This window comes from Mycolicibacterium wolinskyi, assembly GCF_002101965.1.
Taxonomy (GTDB): Bacteria; Actinomycetota; Actinomycetes; order Mycobacteriales; family Mycobacteriaceae; genus Mycobacterium; species Mycobacterium wolinskyi.
The window spans coordinates 1-15,540 of the sequence record NZ_LQQA01000019.1 but is presented as its reverse complement, the minus strand read 5'-3'; the positions used below and the strand labels follow the sequence as shown (position 1 = coordinate 15,540).

The following is a 15,540-nucleotide window of genomic DNA, read 5'->3' as shown; positions in this document are numbered from 1 at the left end:
CGGCCCGGCGTGGTCCTCGAAGACCGACACGACCGAGCCGCCACCGCCGGTGCGGGTTCCTCAACCGCGGCCGGGGCCACCTCGGGCTCGGCCGCAGCAGGCGCCGGCGGTGGCGGCTCGGTCGTGTCGGTCTTCGAGGACCACGCCGGTCCGTCCTTGGCGTACAGCACCAGGTTGCGGTCGTCCTGGAGAACCAGTTTGACGTCCTTCTTGCCCTTGGTGTCGGTGTGCCACACCGGCTTCTCCGGTGTGTACAGCACGAAGTTGCCGTCGGTCTGCACTTCAGCGCGGACTACGTCCTGGCCGTTGGTCTCCGTGGACCAGACCGCTTTGTCGCGCGCGTAGAGCACGAGGTTGCCGTCGTCCTGCAACGTGAGCGTGTAGGCGCCGTTGTTGGAAGTGAGCGACCCCCCTTTTTCCAGCTTCTGTCCTTCGGTAAGTGTGTCTCCCACGCAGCTCCCCTTTCTTGACGTTCGACCTACCCGGCCGAGCCTACTGATCTTGGCTTTGCTTGTGTGCGGTTCTGCTCGGCTGAATTCAAACGCTGAAAGAACTTTTGGATTACGAATCGAATCCGAGCCCGAGCGCATCGAGAGAGCGCAGCAGCAGGTTGCGCTGGCCCGCGGCATGGTCGGCCCGGTCGAGTGACCACCGGGTGGCCTGTATTCCCATGGTGGCCAACGGTTCCGGCGGAAACGGCAGCGGCCGTTTGCGGACCATCTCCAGTTCGGTGCGCTCGGTCGGTGTGCCGTCGAGCAGGTCGAGGCACACGTCGGCGGCGAACCTGGCCGCGCCGACACCCAGACCGGTGAACCCGTTGACGTAGGCGACGCGTCCGTTACGCGCCATCCCCCAATGGGCACAGAAGCGCGTGTTGGTGTCGATCGCGCCGGCCCACCGATGACTGAAGGTCACGTCGCCGAGTTGCGGGAACGTCACGAAGAAATGTGCCGCGAGTTTGCGGTAAGTCGTCGGTCGGTCCTCATAGCCGGCCTTGACCTTACGACCGAAGTGATAGACGGCGTCGTAACCGCCCCACACGATGCGGTTGTCCATCGTGAGCCGGTAGTAGTGGAACTGGTTGGCACAATCGCCGACGCCCTGGCGGCCGTGCCAGCCGATCCGAGACAGCTGCGCATCGGTCAGCGGTTCGGTCGCCAGCACATAGTCGTAGACCGGAACGACGTGAAAACTGTTGCGGCGCAGCAGGCTCGGAAACACATTGGTCGCGAGCACCGCCTGCCGCGCGGTGATGACGGCCTGCGGGGTCTCGATGCGCAGCACCGCTCCCCCGGAATTGATCGAGCGCGCGGCGGTGTGTTCGTGGATGTGCACCCCGGCGTCCGCGCATGCGCAGGCGAGCTCGATCGCCAGTTTGGCGGGATGCACCAGGGCGCAGGTGTCCCGTTCGAACAACCCGGCCCGATACGTCGGCGAATCGACCTGCGCCCGCACCGCCTCGCGGTCGAGAAACGCGCCCTCGCCTGCGGCGGCCGCCTGTGCGAGCCAGTCGATCTGGTGCGGTTCGGTGGCCACCGTCAACATCCCGGTGCGCTGCCACTCGGTGTCGAGGCCCAGCCGGGCGATGTCGGCCTGCATGCCGTCCAGGTTGTCTCGGCCCATCGCGTCGAGCTTCTCGATCTCGTTGGGCCAGCGCGTCTTTCCGTTGTTTTCGCCATGCGTGAGGCTCGCGTCGACGAATCCGCCGTTGCGGCCGGACGCCGCCCAGCCGACCCGGTGGCCGTCGATGAGCACGATCCGCCAGTCGGGATGGCGTTCGGCGGCATGCAGCGCCGTCCACAGTCCGGTGTAGCCCGCGCCGATCACCGCCAGATCGCAGCTGGCCGAACGGGTCAGCGCGGGATGACGCGGCCTCGGCATGTCGAGCCAGACCGATCCGAGGCCGCTGGCGGCCAGCGCCCGGTCGATCAGTGCGGGATCGACTTCGGCGTCGAACACGGTGCGCACGCTGCGGACCTTACGGGGTCGGGCTCTGCCCGCGCGGGGCATTCGGCGGCACCGTCGCCTCAGCCCCGGATCACGGGCCGCGTGCCGACGTAGCGGGTCAGCACCGGACCGACGATCGCCAGGATGAACACGTACGGGGTGGCGATCGCCTCGAGCTGTTCGTAGGTGGAGCCGACGAGACCGATGATGACGAGGGAGAACTCGCCGCGCGCGATCAGCGCGGTGCCGGCCCGCAGCTGGCCGGGCCGGGCGACACCTTCGCGCCGTGCGGCGAAACGGCCGGTGAGCACCTTGGTGACCGCGGTGACGGCCGCGAGCGCGAGCGCAGCGGGCAGCATCGGCACGAGATCTGCTGGATCCACCGAGATCCCGATGGCCAGAAAGAAGATCGCCGCGAACAGGTCCCGCAGCGGGCTGAGCACCGTGCGGGCCCGCTGCGCGGAATCACCGGTGAGCGTCAGGCCGACCAGGAACGCCCCGACCGCGGCCGAGGCGTGGATGAACTCGGCGAGCGCCGCGACGATGAGGGTCAGCCCCAGTACCCGCAGCAGCAGCTGCTCGTTGTCCGGATGGGCGACGAACCGGGTGACGTGTTGGCCCCACCGGTAGGACACCACGAAGGCGACGACCAAGGCCGTGATCGCGATGGTCATGCCCACCAGCGCATGCAGCAGCGTGCCACCGGCGGCGAGCACTGCGAGCAGCGGCAGGTAGGCCGCCATCGCGAAGTCCTCCAGCACCAGGATCGACAGCACCGCAGGCGTCTCGCGGTTGCCGAGCCTGCGCAGATCGCCGAGCAGGCGGGCGATCACACCCGACGACGAGATGTAGGTGACGCCCGCCAGGGCGAGGATTCCGACACCGGAGAGCCCGAGCAGCCAGCCGGCGATCGCGCCGGGAATCGCGTTGAGCAGCAGATCGACCCACGCCGACGGGAGATGTCTGCGCAAGCTCGTGGCGAACTCTCCGATGGAGAATTCGAGCCCGAGCGTCAGCAGTAGGAGAACCACGCCGATCGATGCGCCGGTACTGACGAACTCGCCCGCGGCGGGCACCGGCGCGATGCCACCTTCGCCGAGGGCCAGGCCGGCCACCAGATACAGCGGGATGGGTGACAGCGCGAACCGGCGTGCGGCGGTGCCGAGCACGGTGAGCACCGCGAGGATGATGCCGAGCTCAAGGAGAAGCGCAGCCGATACAGCCACCGAGTCAGCCCTGTGCCGGCGCGCCGGGCACGTCCCCACGGGCGACGATCTGCTCGACGCCCGCTATGCCGGAGTCGGTCCCGATCACCACCAGGACGTCGCCGGCGTGCAACAGGTCGGCGGGGCCGGGCGACGCGAGCACCTCCTCGTCACGCACGATCGCCACGATCGACGCACCGGTGCGGGTGCGGGCTTTCGTGTCGCCCAGCGGGTGGTCGGCGAAGGGACTGCCCGGCCGGATCGTGACCTGACCGGCGTTGAGGCCGGGCACTTCCCTGGTGAGGTCGGCGAACCGCTCGGCGATCCGCGGCGCGCCGAGGATCTGCGCCAGCGCCTCGGCCTCCTCGTCGGACAACCGGAACACCTGTTGGGCTTGGTCGGGATCTTCGTGCGGGTACACGACGACCTCGAAGTTGCCGGTCCGCAGGGCGATGACGCCGATCCGGTCACCGTCGTGGTTCTCGAACTCAAACCTCAGGCCGACACCGGGCAGCAGTACCTCTTTGACGTCCATGCCTCAATACTGCTGCGTCGGCAGCCCGATCAGGTGGGTACTCGGGGAGTTCGGCCGGCCACGTGTCACGACGGTCACCGGAAGTTGAGCACCTCGTCGCCCCACGCCGTGTGAAGGTCGCGGTCGAGATCGGTGACGGTCTTGTCCTCCTTGTCGATCACGAGGGCGGCCCGGTCGTCGCGGCGGTATGCCCGCCAGACCGGCTCGCCGGGCGCTCCGGTGGGCTCGCCGGTCGCGGCGAAGTTGACCCAGCGCCGCCGCATTCGTTGCGACACCGCGCGGCCGTGCTTGAGCCCCCCGAGCTTGAACGTCGGATCCTTGGGCCCCGCAACAAGATTGCCCCAGACGTACGGCAACTCGGTCGCGTGAGCGGCGCCAAGGCGCAGCAGCCGCAGCATCGGGGTGGAGAAGTCGAACCGGTAGAGATGGACGGGCGCCACAGCGCTATGCCCTTCGGCGAACCACAACGACGGCATCCGGAAGCCGATGTCGCGTGCCACGCCCATCCCGATCGCCTTGGTGCGCAAACCGGCGTAAGCCGAGGTGATCTGTGCTTCGGTCGGCAGCTGCAAACCGGGCTGTTCGGCGGCGATCCCCTCGAACATCGTCCTGATGGCCTCCGGCGTGATGGGCATCAGCGGCGACTTCATCCAGCGGAACAGCGCCGCTTCGTGTTTATTGGTGCCGATGATCAACGGCACCGCGTGCGTGCGGCCCTCCCGGGCCAGCTTCACCGGATAGTCCGGTACCAGGTCTCCGTCGACGACGGGCGCGAACGCCAGCGTGCCAGGCGATTGCGCCGGAACGTCGTTGAAGATCGCCTGCGACGCGGCGAGGATTGCGGCCGGCGGGGTGTGCGCCAGCCGGCCCGCATCGCCGGGCTCGATGCCGAGCCGGTCGAGCAGCTCGCGGGCAACCTTGCGCGAGCGGGCGGCGTCGTAGATCGACGTCGCCGGTGAGCTCTGCGCGATCGCGGCGGTGAACAGCCCATCGGCTTCCGGGCTGGCGAGCAGGGTCGTCACGATCCCCGCACCCGCCGATTCCCCGAACAGCGTGACGCGGTCGGGATCGCCGCCGAACGCGGCGATGTTGTCGCGGACCCACCGCAGTGCGAACAGCACATCGCGCAGGCCGACGTTGGTGTCGAAGCGCATGCCGGCGGTGCTGAACTCGGAGAGGTCGAGGAAGCCGAACGCGCCGAGCCGGTAGTTGACGGTGACGACGACGACGTCGCCCTCCGCGGCGAGCACCCGGCCGCGATACAACGGCTGGTTGGCCGAGCCGAGCACATAGGCGCCGCCGTGCGCCCACACCATGACCGGTTTCCGGTCCCCGGGCGCACTGCCCGAGGGCGCCCACACGTTGAGGACGAGGCTGTCCTCACCCTGTTGCCCGCCGAGGTCGAGCGGGATCCTCGGATCGGTCGGCTGCGGGCATACGAGGCCGACCTTCGTGGCGTCGGCGGCCTCACGCCATGGTTGCGGCGGCTCGGGCGCGCGCCACCGCAACTCGGCGAGCGGGGCCCGGGCGTAGCGAACTCCCAACCACGCCTTCGCCGTTCCGTCGTCGGTACCGCGAACCGGGCCGTATTCGGTCTCGACGACGAGGGTGCGCATCGGGTCGGTCATGCATCTCCTCCGTGTCGGGGTGATGTGGGCGCAGCGAACTTCTCCACGGTACGCACGGGCAGCGCTCTCGGTGTTGACAAGCCCCGGTGGCCGGCCGCGCGGAACCTGACGGGACGTTCTCCGCACGGCCTGGCCACAACCGCTCCCCACCCGTCACATAGCCTTGTGCCGTGCGGAAGTGGGCGTTGCTGGGCGCGGCCATCGGTACCGAAGTCACCGCCACACTCTCGCTGCGCGCGTCCCAGGACCACGCCGCCTGGCTGGTGCTCGTGGTCGCCGGTTATCTGTCGTCATTCCTGTTGTTGACGTTGGTGTTGCGCGCCGGCATGGCCGTCGGCGTCGCCTACGGCATCTGGGGTGCGATGGGCACCGCGACGACGGCGGTGCTGGCGGCGGTGTTGTTCGGCGATCCGTTCACGTGGCCCATCGTGGCCGGTATCGGGTTGATCATCGCCGGCGTGCTGCTCGTCGAACTCGGATCGCACCCGCGCGAGGTCGAATCGTGATGTGGCTCGCGCTCGCGGGAGCGATTCTCGTCGAGGTGTTCGCGACGCTGTCGCTGCGCGCCTCGGAAGGGCTGCGCCGCAGGGCCTGGGCCGTTCCGGTGGTCGCCGGCTATGCCACGTCGTTCTATCTGCTGTGGGTGGCCCTGTCACTCGGAGTGCCCGTCGGGATCGCCTACGGAATCTGGACGGCCTGCGGTGTCGCGCTCGTCGCGCTGATCGCGAAGTTCGTGTTCAAAGATCCACTCACGCCGGTGATGATGCTCGGCATCGCGCTAATCGTGTCGGGTGTGTTCACGATCGAGGTCGCCGGCGCCACCCACTGACGGCGCCCGTCTCAACACGCCGGCCAACAGCATCACCAGGACACCGACGATCGGCACGACGACCAGTCCGACACGCAGTCCGGCCGCGTCGGCGATCATGCCGACCAGCAGCGGTGCCCCGAAGAACCCGATTCGCATCAGCCACGTGACGGCGGTCAGCCCGGTGCCGGGCCGCAAGCCGGGCAGCTGGTCGGCGGCATGCATGGCCGCCGGGATCAACGTCGCGACCCCGAGGCCGGCCGCGGCGAAACCGGCGATCGATCCGGCGATGCTCGGGAACGCCAGCGCGGCGCCCATCCCGGCGGCGGTGATCAGGCCTCCTACGCGCACCACGGTCGCCTCGCCGAACCGGTCGACCATCCGGTCGCCGATGAGCCGGCCCACGAACATGAACCCCACGAGGGCGATGTAGCCGAACACCGCGACCGCGGGCGGTGCGTGCAGGGTGTCGCGCAGATAGAGCGTGGCCCACGAACTTCCGGCGTCCTCGACCGTGGCACCGGCGATTGCGATGAGCACGAGCGCCAGCAGGATCAGGTAGACGCGCGGGCCCGCCTTGGTGCCGGCGGGCGCGAGGGCAGCCGGATGATCGTCGTGGTCCGGGCCCGGCAACAGATACCGGTAGGCGACCAGCACCACCACGCTGAACACCACGGCGATGGCCGCGAGATGGATACCACGCGGCACACCGAGCGCGATGGTGGCCGCGCCCGTGAGCCCGCCGACGATCGCACCGACCGCCCACACCGCGTGCAGCGAGTTGATGATGGACCGGCCGTAGTCGCGTTGCAGTCGCAGCCCGTGCGCGTTCTGTGCGACGTCGACGACCGCGTCGCACGCCCCGGCGATGAAGAGCGCCGCGGCGAACATCACCGGCGATGCCGCCAGACCGGCCGTCACCACGAACGTCCCGAGCGCGATCGTGCCGATCACCGCGACGCGCGAACTGCGGAACCGCCGGATCAGCACACCCGCGGTCAATCCTGCGACGAGTGCACCGCCCGAGAACGCCGAGACCGCAGCGCCGTACACCGCATTGCTCAGGCCGAGGTCGGTCTTGATCTCCGGATAGCGCGGCAGCAGATTGGCGAATATCGCGCCATTGGTGAGAAACAGCGCCGCGACCGCGATACGGGCCCGCCGCAGGTCGACGGATTCGCGCTGTCCTAGGGCCGGTCTGGGTGGCACTGCGGCCACACTACCGCCGGTCAGCGCACGGCTGCGACGAGGCGTTCGCTGAGCTGCCAGAGGTCGGCGGCTTTGGCGTCGTCGTAGGACTCCCGCGAAGACCGGATCCGGCGGGTGCCCGCGAAGTAAGCGCCGCTGACCCCGTCGAGAGCGGGATCGGCGACGAGCCTCGCGAGGTCGGCCCCGGAGCGGCGCGTGCTGTTCACGCCGGGCAGCACCCGAAGCGCGGGCATGAGAACCCGCCACGCCAACCGCTGGGCGGGTGAGTAGTCCCGGGCCAGACCCGACCCGGGCATCAGGCCGGGGTCGAACGCATTCACCGTCACGCCGTGGTGGCCGTGCCCGAGCCGCCGATCGAGTTCGTAGGCGAACAGCATGTTGCACAGCTTGGAGGTGGTGTAGCGGCGCCGGCCTTCTTCGGCGGTCAGTCCGCCGACCGGCGGGTAGGCGAGGTCGTCGGCGGTGGTGTAGCGCGGCGCGGGCATCCCGGTGAACTTGTCGGGATCGTGCGTGCCGCTGCTGACGACCACGATCCGCGCGGGATTGGCCAACTGGTCCAGCGCCTGCGAGACGAGCGCGAAATGGCCCAGATGGTTGACGCCGAACGTCATCTCGTAGCCTTCGGCCGTCGTCTGCGCCCCCGAGACCATCTGCAGTCCGGCGTTGCACACCAGCGCACGCAGCGGCGGCACATCGAGTTGCGGCAGCCGGCCGGCGAAGTCGTGCACCGACCGCAGGGACGCGAGGTCGAGTGCGCTGACGGTGGTGCGGCCGCGGTGGCCGAGGCGGGCCGCGGCGTCGGCGCCTCGGCCGGTGTCCCGTACGGCAAGCACGACGTGCCAGGACGGATCGGAATCCAGAAGGGCGCGTGCGCATTCGAAGCCCAGCCCGGCATTGGCGCCGGTGATCACCACGGTTCGGTCGGTCACTGTTCCTCCAGAAGTATCGGGACGAGGGCGGTGACGGCCTGCCACAGCCGCCGGTACATACGTGCGACGTCGATGTCGTCGGGCTCGAGGTGTCTGGCGAAGAACACGCCGTCGGACTGGGCCACCGCGAATGCGGTCAGCTCGGCGGTCACGCGCTCGGCCCGATCGGGCGCGAGCCCGGGCGGCAGCAGTCGCCGCACCGCACCGGCGAACCGGCTGATCGCGGTGTCACGCACCCGGCGCACCACCTCGGTCACGGCCGGATCGTCGCTGCGTTCCAGGGACAGCAGGTAGAGAAACCGCAGGAACTCGGGATGGTCCGCCTGCAGCGCGGCCAGAGCCGTCAACTGTTCGTCGATCGACGCGTCGGCGGGGATGGCGGCGAAGAAGCGGTCGGCGCCGCGTTCCATCACGGCGGCGAGCACGCCGTCCTTCGAACCGAAGTGCCAGTAGATCGAGCTCGCGGGAAGCCCGCACGCGTTGCGGATGTCGCTGATCGACGTGGCGGCGTAGCCGCGGGTGGCCATCAGACGTTCGGTGGCGTCGAGGATCTGTTCGCGCGAGTTGACGCCCTGTTGCTGCCGTCTGGTCAGTGGTGCACCCATGTCCCACCTGTCTGTAGGGATCGTTACAGACAGGCTAGCAGGATCGACCGCCGAACCCGCCCGCGAATGGCACGCTGAGCTGATGACCACCACCGCGGCCGACCTGATCGGGCTGTTTCCACCGGACACGCGACCCGATACGGACGGCACCCTGATGGTCGGCGGATGCCGCCTCGACGCGATCGCCGAAGAGTTCGGCACGCCGGCGATCGTGGTGAACGAGGATGCGTTGCGCCGGCGGGCTCGCGATTACCTGGTCGCATTCCGCAGCCGCTGGCCGCGCAGCGATGTGGCGTTCGCGTCGAAGTCGTTCCCGTGCACGGCAGTTCAGCGGGTCATGGCCGAGGAAGGGCTGCATCTCGATGTCGCGGGCGGCGGGGAGATCCTGACCGCGATCAAGGCGGGGGCCGACCCGGCCCGGCTGGTGTTGCACGGCAACGCCAAGACCGATGAGGAACTCGAGATCGCCGTCGAGCACGGCGTCGGGCTCGTGGTCGTCGACAACTTCGACGACATCGACCGGCTCGAACGCATCGTCGGCGCCGGCCGCAGGCAGGCCTGCCTCGTTCGCGTCATTCCCGGCGTCGAGGCCACGACGCACGCCTCGCAGGCCACGGGCCACGCGGCATCGAAGTTCGGCTTGTCACCGGAGGACGCGCGGGCGGCGATCGCCCGCATTGAAGCCGGCTCGCGGCTGCGGTTGGACGGCGTGCACACGCATGTCGGCTCGCAGTTGCTCAACGTCGACCAGCTCGCGGCGGCCGTGGAGCCGATCGCACGCCTCGGCACGTTCGAGGTCTATGACCTCGGTGGCGGGCTCGGCGCCCGCTACACCTATGACGAGCATCCGCCCGGACTCGACGAGTACGCCGACGCCATGACCACGCAGGCCCGCGCGCTGTTGCCGAGCGGCAGCCGCATCATCGTGGAGCCGGGCCGCAGCATGGTGGCGGCCAGCGCGTGCACGCTCTACCGCGTCACGACCGTCAAACGCGGGGTCGTCACGCACGTCGCGGTCGACGGCGGGATGGGCGACAACCTCGAGGTGTCGCTGACCGGGCAGCGGTTCGAGGCGACCATCGTCAACCGCGTTGGCGGCGGCGAGCCGGTCAGCGTCGTCGGCAGGCACTGCGAGTCGGGCGACCAACTGGTCGACGGCGTCGCACTGCGCGATCCGGTCGTCGGGGATCTGCTCGCGGTCCCGGTCACCGGCGCGTACTGCTACACGATGTCGAACCAGTACAACGGCGCCCGCCGGGTCCCGGTGGTGTTCACGCGCGACGGCGACGCGCGCCTGGTCGTGCGGCGTGACACCTGGGACGACCTGCTGGTCCGCGATGTCGACTGACGCGATCGCGCGCTGGGCCCCAAGATTGGGGTCATGACTGCACTGTCCCCGGCTCTGCTGGAGTTGGCCCGTCGGTACGGCGTGGCCACGGAGTACGAAGACTGGACCGGTCAGCGCATCGAGGTGCCGGAGTCCACCTTGGTGGCGGTGCTCGACGCCCTCGGATTACCGGCGAGCACCGAGCAGGGCCGCGCCGAGGCACTGGCCGCTCATGACCGCGAGTACTGGCAGCGGTCGCTGCCGCCGATCGTGCTCGGCCGGGCGGGCACGCCGTCGAGTTTCTGGGTGCACGTCACCCATGGCGATGCCGTCGACGTCACGCTCGCGCTTGAAGACGGCACCGAACGCACCGGCCTGCGCCAGCTGGAGAACAACCGGGCGCCGTACGAGCTCGACGACCGCTGGATCGGCGAGGCCACGTTCGAACTTCCCGCCGATCTGCCGCTCGGGTACCACCACCTGCGGTTGCGGGTCGGCGATTTCCACACCGAGACGCCGGTCGTGGTCTCCCCCGCCGTCCTCGCCCTGCCCACGCGGCTCGGGGAACGGCGAGCCTGGGGGCTGGCGGTGCAGCTCTACAGCGTGTGCTCCGAGAACTCTTGGGGAACGGGCGATCTCACCGATCTGACCGATCTCGCGGTGTGGTCCGCGACCGCGCACGGCGCGGGTTTCGTCCTGGTCAATCCGCTGCACGCGGCCGCCCCCACTGCGCCGATGGAACCGTCGCCGTATCTGCCGACCTCGCGGCGCTTCGTCAATCCGCTCTATCTTCGGGTCGAGGCCATACCGGAATTCGCCGCCGTGCGCGGCCGGGGTCGCATCCGCAAGCTCCGAACCGGGGTGAGCGAACGCGCGAACCGTCGTGAGCTCATCGACCGCGACAGCGCCTGGAAGGCCAAACGTGCTGCGCTGCAACAGGTTTACCGCACACCTCGCTCAGCGGGCCGGGAGCTCGCATACCACGCGTACCGGGCCAGGGAGGGCCGCAGCCTCGAGGACTTCGCGGTGTGGTGTGCGCTCGCCGAGCAGTACGGCAACGACTGGCACGGCTGGCCGCACGAACTGCAGCATCCGCGCAGCCCCGACGTCGCGGCATTCGCGGCGGCCAATCCGGCGGCCGTGGACTTCCACCGGTGGCTGCAATGGCAACTGGACGATCAGCTGACCGTCGCGCAGGCGACGGCGCAGCAGGCCGGCATGGCGCTCGGGATCATGGGCGATCTCGCGGTCGGCGTCGACCCCGACGGCGCCGACGCGTGGGCGTTGCAGGATGTGCTCGCGCTCGGCGTCACCGCGGGCGCCCCGCCGGACGAGTTCAACCAGCTCGGCCAGGACTGGTCGCAGCCGCCGTGGCGGCCGGACCGGCTGGTCGCGGCGGCCTACGAACCGTTTCGCGCGTTGGTGAACATGGCGTTGCGGCACGCGGGCGGCGTGCGCATCGATCACATCATCGGCATGTTCCGGCTGTGGTGGATCCCGAAGGGCGCGGCGCCGACGGATGGCACCTACGTGCGCTACGACCACGACGCGATGATCGGCATCATCGCCCTGGAGGCACACCGGGCGGGTGCCGTCGTGGTCGGCGAAGACCTCGGCACGGTGGAACCGTGGGTCCGCGATTACCTGCGCGAGCGAGGTCTGTTCGGCACGTCGATCCTGTGGTTCGAATCCGACGGCTCGGGCGGGCCGCTGCCTGCCGAACGCTGGCGCGAGTACTGCCTGTCGTCGGTCACCACCCACGACCTGCCTCCGACGGCGGGTTATCTGGCCGGTGAACATGTCCGCTTGCGCGAGGAACTGGGGCTGCTCACCCGGCCGGCCGAACAGGAACTCGAAGAGGATCGGGCCGCGCAGGCCGCGTGGTTCGACGAGTTGCGCCGGGTCGGTCTGCTCGGCCCCGATCCCGACACCGACGAGATCGTGACGGCGCTGCACCGCTATCTGGGCCGCACGCCGTCGAAGCTGCTTGCGCTGTCGCTGGCGGACGCGGTCGGCGATCTGCGCACGCAGAACCAGCCGGGCACCACCGACGAGTATCCGAATTGGCGTGTGCCGCTGAGCGGTCCGGACGGCCGCAGGCTCGTGCTCGAGGACGTGTTCGACGACGCCAGGGCAAACGCGCTCGGTGAGGTCATGGCGGACGTCGTGGCGGGCAGGGCGCAGCCACGTACCGGGGACGTGTAACACACCGGCGTTGTTCTCCGGTTTCACATTCGTCACCGCTGCGATATGTTCGCACCGCACCCTGACTGACGGAGATCACGTGAAGAAGCTTGTTGTGCTCGGCAGCGGACTCGTCGCTGCCGGCTCGATCGCCCTGTTCGCCGCGGGGACGGCGACCTCGGAGCCCACCGCCGCCTCGATCAACGTCGTCGGCGAGCCCTACATGAAGGCGCTGTCGATCCTGAAGAGCCAGGGCGTCAAGGCGACCTTCGGTGGTTCGTTCGGCAGTGCCCTGCCGCAGGCCGAGTGCCTCGTCGACTCTCAGAAGGTCAATTCCAGCGGCAAGATGATCCTGATGCTGGATTGCAGCGCCGAGGCCGCCGAGCAGGCGGCCGACAACGCGGTGTCCGGCGGCCCCCGGGTCGGCGGCAACGGCGTGACGACGGTGACGCCGACGCCTGTCGTGCCGATCGCGGGCGCGCCCGGAGCGGGGACCCCGCCGCCGGCCTGATCTCGCCGATACGATTCGTCGAGCCCGCGATCCCCTGCCGGATCGCGGGCTCGCTGCTTTCGACACACGCCACCCACCCGGTACCCGCGTTCCCACATAATCCGTACACTGCTTGAGACCACTCATCTCAGGGAGGCTCTCGATGCTGCGTCCGTTGCGGTTCGACAAGGAAATCGACCCGGGCCCGGTACAGATCCAGGCACGCAAGGTCCACTTCGATCTCAGCGGTATCCCGCTGCACTGGATCCCCGGCCATCCCGTCGCATCGACCATGGTCAACCTGTTCAACGTGGTGCTGCCGGCCGCCGAGCACTGGTTCGTCGCGACGTTCAACGAGGCACTGCCGTACGTGCGGGATCCCAAACTCGCCGACGACATGCGCGGGTTCATCGGGCAGGAGGCCACGCACGCCGAAACCCACGACAAGGTGCTGGAGGAATTCCTCACCACGCACGGCGTGGAGTACGAGCCGATCCTGGCCATGGTCGAGCATGTGTTCAAGAAGATGCTCGCGCCGACGACGGCCACCGACCCACAGCGTCGGCTCAACGATCTGTGTGACCGGCTGTGGCTGATCGCCGCGATCGAGCACTACACCGCGGTGTTGGGCGACTTCGTGCTCAATTGCACGTGGGAGGACTACGGCGCCGATCCGACGCTCACCGACCTGTTCCGCTGGCACGGCGCCGAAGAGGTCGAGCATCGCAGCGTCGCCCACGATGTGGCGGTGTACTTCCAGGACAGCTACTTCAGCCGGGTGCGGGCAATGTCGATCGCGGCGACCGCGGTCTACATGTTCTTCCAGCGCGGCACCTGGGAACTGCTCAAGCGCGACCCGTCGGTGGACATCGGTTGGTGGCGGATGAACCGGATGCGCATGCGGGATTCGAAACTGGGTCTGCTCCCCAAGTTCTCGAAGATGTTCGGCTCCAACACCCTGATGTACTGCCGTCCGTCGTTCACACCGGACGAGATGGGTTCGACGGCGCAGGCGGTCGCCTACCTCGCCAGCTCGCCCGCGGCCCGGGCCGCGCACCTGTGACGGCCATGCCGATCCTGTCCCGCTATCGCGAACTGCCGCCGAGCGCGTCGGGCCGATTCCGCCACGATCCGATGCTCGGCATGGCCGAGGTCGCGATCGCCACGATGTGGGGCCTGACGCGCCGGATCCGCAAACCCGCCCCGCCGCCGGAGCTCAACCGCGTCATCGAGCTGTGCGTGGTGGGCCGCGAGGTGGTGGCTCACGATCAGGACGTCATCGCGTTGACCTTCGCCGCGGCCGACGGTCAGCCACTGCCGCGTTGGTATCCGGGCGCGCACATCGATCTGCACCTCGCGAGCGGGCGCGTCCGGCAGTACTCCCTGTGCGGGGATCCCGCGGTCGCCGACACCTACCGCATCGCGGTCCGCCGCATCCCCGGCGGGGGCGGTGGCTCGATCGAGGTGCACGACACGCTGCGAGTCGGCACCCGGCTCACCACGCACGGGCCGCGCAACGCGTTCCCGCTCACCGTCCCCGGCTATGGCTCGCCGACCCAGCGGTTCCGGTTCATCGCGGGCGGTATCGGCATCACGCCGATCCTGCCGATGCTGGGGCTCGCGCAGCGGCTGGGCATCGACTGGTCGATGACCTACGTCGGCCGTAATCGCGAGAGCCTGCCGTTCCTCGACGAGCTGGCCCGGTACGGGAACCGCATCGAGATCCGCACCGACGATGTCGACGGCTTGCCGACGGCGACCGACCTGCTGGGCGACTGTCCGGACGGCACCACGGTGTATGCCTGCGGACCGGCCCCGATGCTGACCGCCATCCGCACCGAGCTCACCGGCCGCGACGACGTCGAGCTGCACTTCGAACGGTTCGCCGCCCCGCCGGTCGTCGACGGTGCCGAGTTCTCGGTGTCGATCGCGTCGACGGGCGCCATCGTCGAGGTGGGCGCCGATGAAACGCTGCTCGCCGCGTTGGGACGTGCCGGGGTGTCGGCACCGTATTCGTGCCAGCAGGGGTTCTGCGGAACCTGCCGGGTTCGCGTCCTCGACGGTGAAGCCCAGCATCGCGACACGCTGCTCACCGATCCCGAGCGCGCCGCCGGTTACCTGCTGACCTGTGTGTCGCGCGCCGACGAGGGCCATCGACTGACCCTCGATCTCTGAGCGGCGGCGGTACTATTCGGCGCATGCCGTTGGCCGCTGTTGCGACGTTCGCCGGTTGTTCGATCGTGCGACCGCTGCCGTGAAATACGCAGTGGTTGCGCCCGTCGCGGCCGGGGTCACCGCCGATCCGGTGTGGATGTCGACCTTCGCGCGGCACACCGAGGCCTGTGGATTCGAATCGATCGTGGTCGTCGAGCACACCGTGTTGATGGCCGAGTATTCCAGCGTCTACCCGTACGACACGTCCGGCCGGGTCGAGCTCTCGGCGGACTGTCCGGTGCCCGATCCCCTTGACCTGCTGGCGTTTCTGGCCGGCCAGACCACCCGGCTCGGTCTCGCGACCGGCGTCCTGGTGTTGCCCAACCACCATCCGGTCGTGCTGGCCAAGCGGGCGGCCACCGTTGACGCACTCAGCGGCGGGCGGCTTCGGCTCGCGGTCGGCACCGGCTGGCTCAAGGAGGAGATCGAGGCGTGCGGCGCTGCGTTCGCGAGCCGCGG

At 69.1% G+C, this 15,540-nt stretch carries 16 protein-coding genes; 8 read left to right on the top strand and 8 right to left on the bottom strand.

All coding sequences use genetic code 11. The features are described 5' to 3' along the window. The 5 genes from AWC31_RS19860 to AWC31_RS19840 form a co-directional block, all read right to left on the bottom strand. On the bottom strand, positions 1-452 hold a 452-nt coding region (locus AWC31_RS19860; RefSeq protein ID WP_085145769.1), incomplete at its 3' end, for a lectin. Between the two features lie 109 nt (positions 453-561). Then, positions 562-1,968 carry an NAD(P)/FAD-dependent oxidoreductase gene (locus AWC31_RS19855; RefSeq protein WP_085145768.1) on the bottom strand — a complete coding sequence of 469 codons (1,407 nt, stop codon included), beginning with the start codon at positions 1,966-1,968 and terminating at the stop codon, positions 562-564. Positions 1,969-2,027: 59 nt separating this feature from the next. Then, on the bottom strand, positions 2,028-3,173 hold the full coding sequence (locus AWC31_RS19850) for a cation:proton antiporter (RefSeq protein WP_067851901.1): 1,146 nt from the start codon (positions 3,171-3,173) through the stop codon (positions 2,028-2,030). A 4-nt stretch (positions 3,174-3,177) separates the two neighbouring features. Continuing rightward, positions 3,178-3,687, bottom strand: a complete 510-nt coding sequence (locus AWC31_RS19845) for a cation:proton antiporter regulatory subunit (protein WP_067851902.1) — start codon at positions 3,685-3,687, stop codon at positions 3,178-3,180. A gap of 74 nt (positions 3,688-3,761) precedes the next feature. Further along, on the bottom strand, positions 3,762-5,315 hold the full coding sequence (locus AWC31_RS19840) for a carboxylesterase/lipase family protein (RefSeq protein ID WP_085145767.1): 1,554 nt from the start codon (positions 5,313-5,315) through the stop codon (positions 3,762-3,764). A 170-nt stretch (positions 5,316-5,485) separates the two neighbouring features. Between AWC31_RS19840 and AWC31_RS19835 the strand changes: the two genes are divergently transcribed. Together AWC31_RS19835 and AWC31_RS19830 are read left to right on the top strand one after the other, a co-directional pair. Continuing rightward, positions 5,486-5,821 (top strand): DMT family transporter, encoded by a 336-nt coding sequence (locus AWC31_RS19835; RefSeq protein ID WP_085145766.1) that lies wholly within the window; start codon positions 5,486-5,488, stop codon positions 5,819-5,821. Continuing rightward, on the top strand, positions 5,821-6,144 hold the full coding sequence (locus AWC31_RS19830) for a DMT family transporter (protein ID WP_085145765.1): 324 nt from the start codon (positions 5,821-5,823) through the stop codon (positions 6,142-6,144). The genes AWC31_RS19835 and AWC31_RS19830 overlap by 1 nt, the downstream gene beginning before the upstream one ends. On the opposite strand, the gene AWC31_RS19825 is transcribed toward AWC31_RS19830, so the two are convergent. From AWC31_RS19825 to AWC31_RS19815, 3 genes are read right to left on the bottom strand one after another with little or no spacing between them, the layout of a single operon-like run. Beyond that, entirely contained in the window at positions 6,094-7,332 is a 1,239-nt protein-coding gene (locus AWC31_RS19825) for an MFS transporter (RefSeq protein ID WP_085145764.1), read from the bottom strand. The two genes, AWC31_RS19830 and AWC31_RS19825, sit on opposite strands and share 51 nt — an antisense overlap. Positions 7,333-7,352: 20 nt before the next feature. Next, positions 7,353-8,261, bottom strand: coding sequence for an SDR family NAD(P)-dependent oxidoreductase (locus tag AWC31_RS19820; RefSeq protein WP_067851906.1), 909 nt, complete (start codon positions 8,259-8,261; stop codon positions 7,353-7,355). Further along, a complete protein-coding gene (locus tag AWC31_RS19815) occupies positions 8,258-8,866 on the bottom strand; it encodes a TetR/AcrR family transcriptional regulator (protein WP_085145763.1) in 609 nt (202 codons plus the stop codon). Before AWC31_RS19815 ends, AWC31_RS19820 begins: the two co-directional genes overlap by 4 nt. An 82-nt stretch (positions 8,867-8,948) precedes the next feature. On the opposite strand from AWC31_RS19815, the gene lysA reads away from it, so the two are divergent. The 6 genes from lysA to AWC31_RS19785 form a co-directional block, all read left to right on the top strand. Continuing rightward, positions 8,949-10,214 carry a diaminopimelate decarboxylase gene (lysA, locus tag AWC31_RS19810; protein WP_085145762.1) on the top strand — a complete coding sequence of 422 codons (1,266 nt, stop codon included), beginning with the start codon at positions 8,949-8,951 and terminating at the stop codon, positions 10,212-10,214. A gap of 33 nt (positions 10,215-10,247) precedes the next feature. Then, positions 10,248-12,398 carry a 4-alpha-glucanotransferase gene (malQ, locus tag AWC31_RS19805; RefSeq protein WP_085145761.1) on the top strand — a complete coding sequence of 717 codons (2,151 nt, stop codon included), beginning with the start codon at positions 10,248-10,250 and terminating at the stop codon, positions 12,396-12,398. A gap of 79 nt (positions 12,399-12,477) precedes the next feature. Further along, complete coding sequence (locus AWC31_RS19800; RefSeq protein ID WP_085145771.1) at positions 12,478-12,888, top strand: hypothetical protein; 411 nt, start codon at positions 12,478-12,480, stop codon at positions 12,886-12,888. 142 nt (positions 12,889-13,030) lie between these two features. Next, positions 13,031-13,930: a metal-dependent hydrolase gene (locus AWC31_RS19795; RefSeq protein WP_085145760.1), complete on the top strand. Its 900-nt coding sequence runs from the start codon at positions 13,031-13,033 to the stop codon at positions 13,928-13,930. Positions 13,931-13,935: 5 nt separating this feature from the next. Beyond that, positions 13,936-15,042 carry a PDR/VanB family oxidoreductase gene (locus AWC31_RS19790; protein WP_165766004.1) on the top strand — a complete coding sequence of 369 codons (1,107 nt, stop codon included), beginning with the start codon at positions 13,936-13,938 and terminating at the stop codon, positions 15,040-15,042. Positions 15,043-15,121: 79 nt separating this feature from the next. Beyond that, the coding region (locus AWC31_RS19785; RefSeq protein ID WP_133060188.1) for an LLM class flavin-dependent oxidoreductase at positions 15,122-15,540 on the top strand (419 nt) is incomplete at its 3' end.

Coding starts and splice junctions, on each gene's coding strand:
- AWC31_RS19845 (WP_067851902.1), bottom strand. CDS start 3,687: ATGGACGTCAAAGAGGTACTGCTGCCCGGTGTCGGCCTGAGGTTTGAG.
- AWC31_RS19815 (WP_085145763.1), bottom strand. CDS start 8,866: ATGGGTGCACCACTGACCAGACGGCAGCAACAGGGCGTCAACTCGCGC.
- malQ (WP_085145761.1), top strand. CDS start 10,248: ATGACTGCACTGTCCCCGGCTCTGCTGGAGTTGGCCCGTCGGTACGGC.
- AWC31_RS19840 (WP_085145767.1), bottom strand. CDS start 5,315: ATGACCGACCCGATGCGCACCCTCGTCGTCGAGACCGAATACGGCCCG.
- AWC31_RS19790 (WP_165766004.1), top strand. CDS start 13,936: ATGCCGATCCTGTCCCGCTATCGCGAACTGCCGCCGAGCGCGTCGGGC.
- AWC31_RS19795 (WP_085145760.1), top strand. CDS start 13,031: ATGCTGCGTCCGTTGCGGTTCGACAAGGAAATCGACCCGGGCCCGGTA.
- lysA (WP_085145762.1), top strand. CDS start 8,949: ATGACCACCACCGCGGCCGACCTGATCGGGCTGTTTCCACCGGACACG.
- AWC31_RS19830 (WP_085145765.1), top strand. CDS start 5,821: ATGTGGCTCGCGCTCGCGGGAGCGATTCTCGTCGAGGTGTTCGCGACG.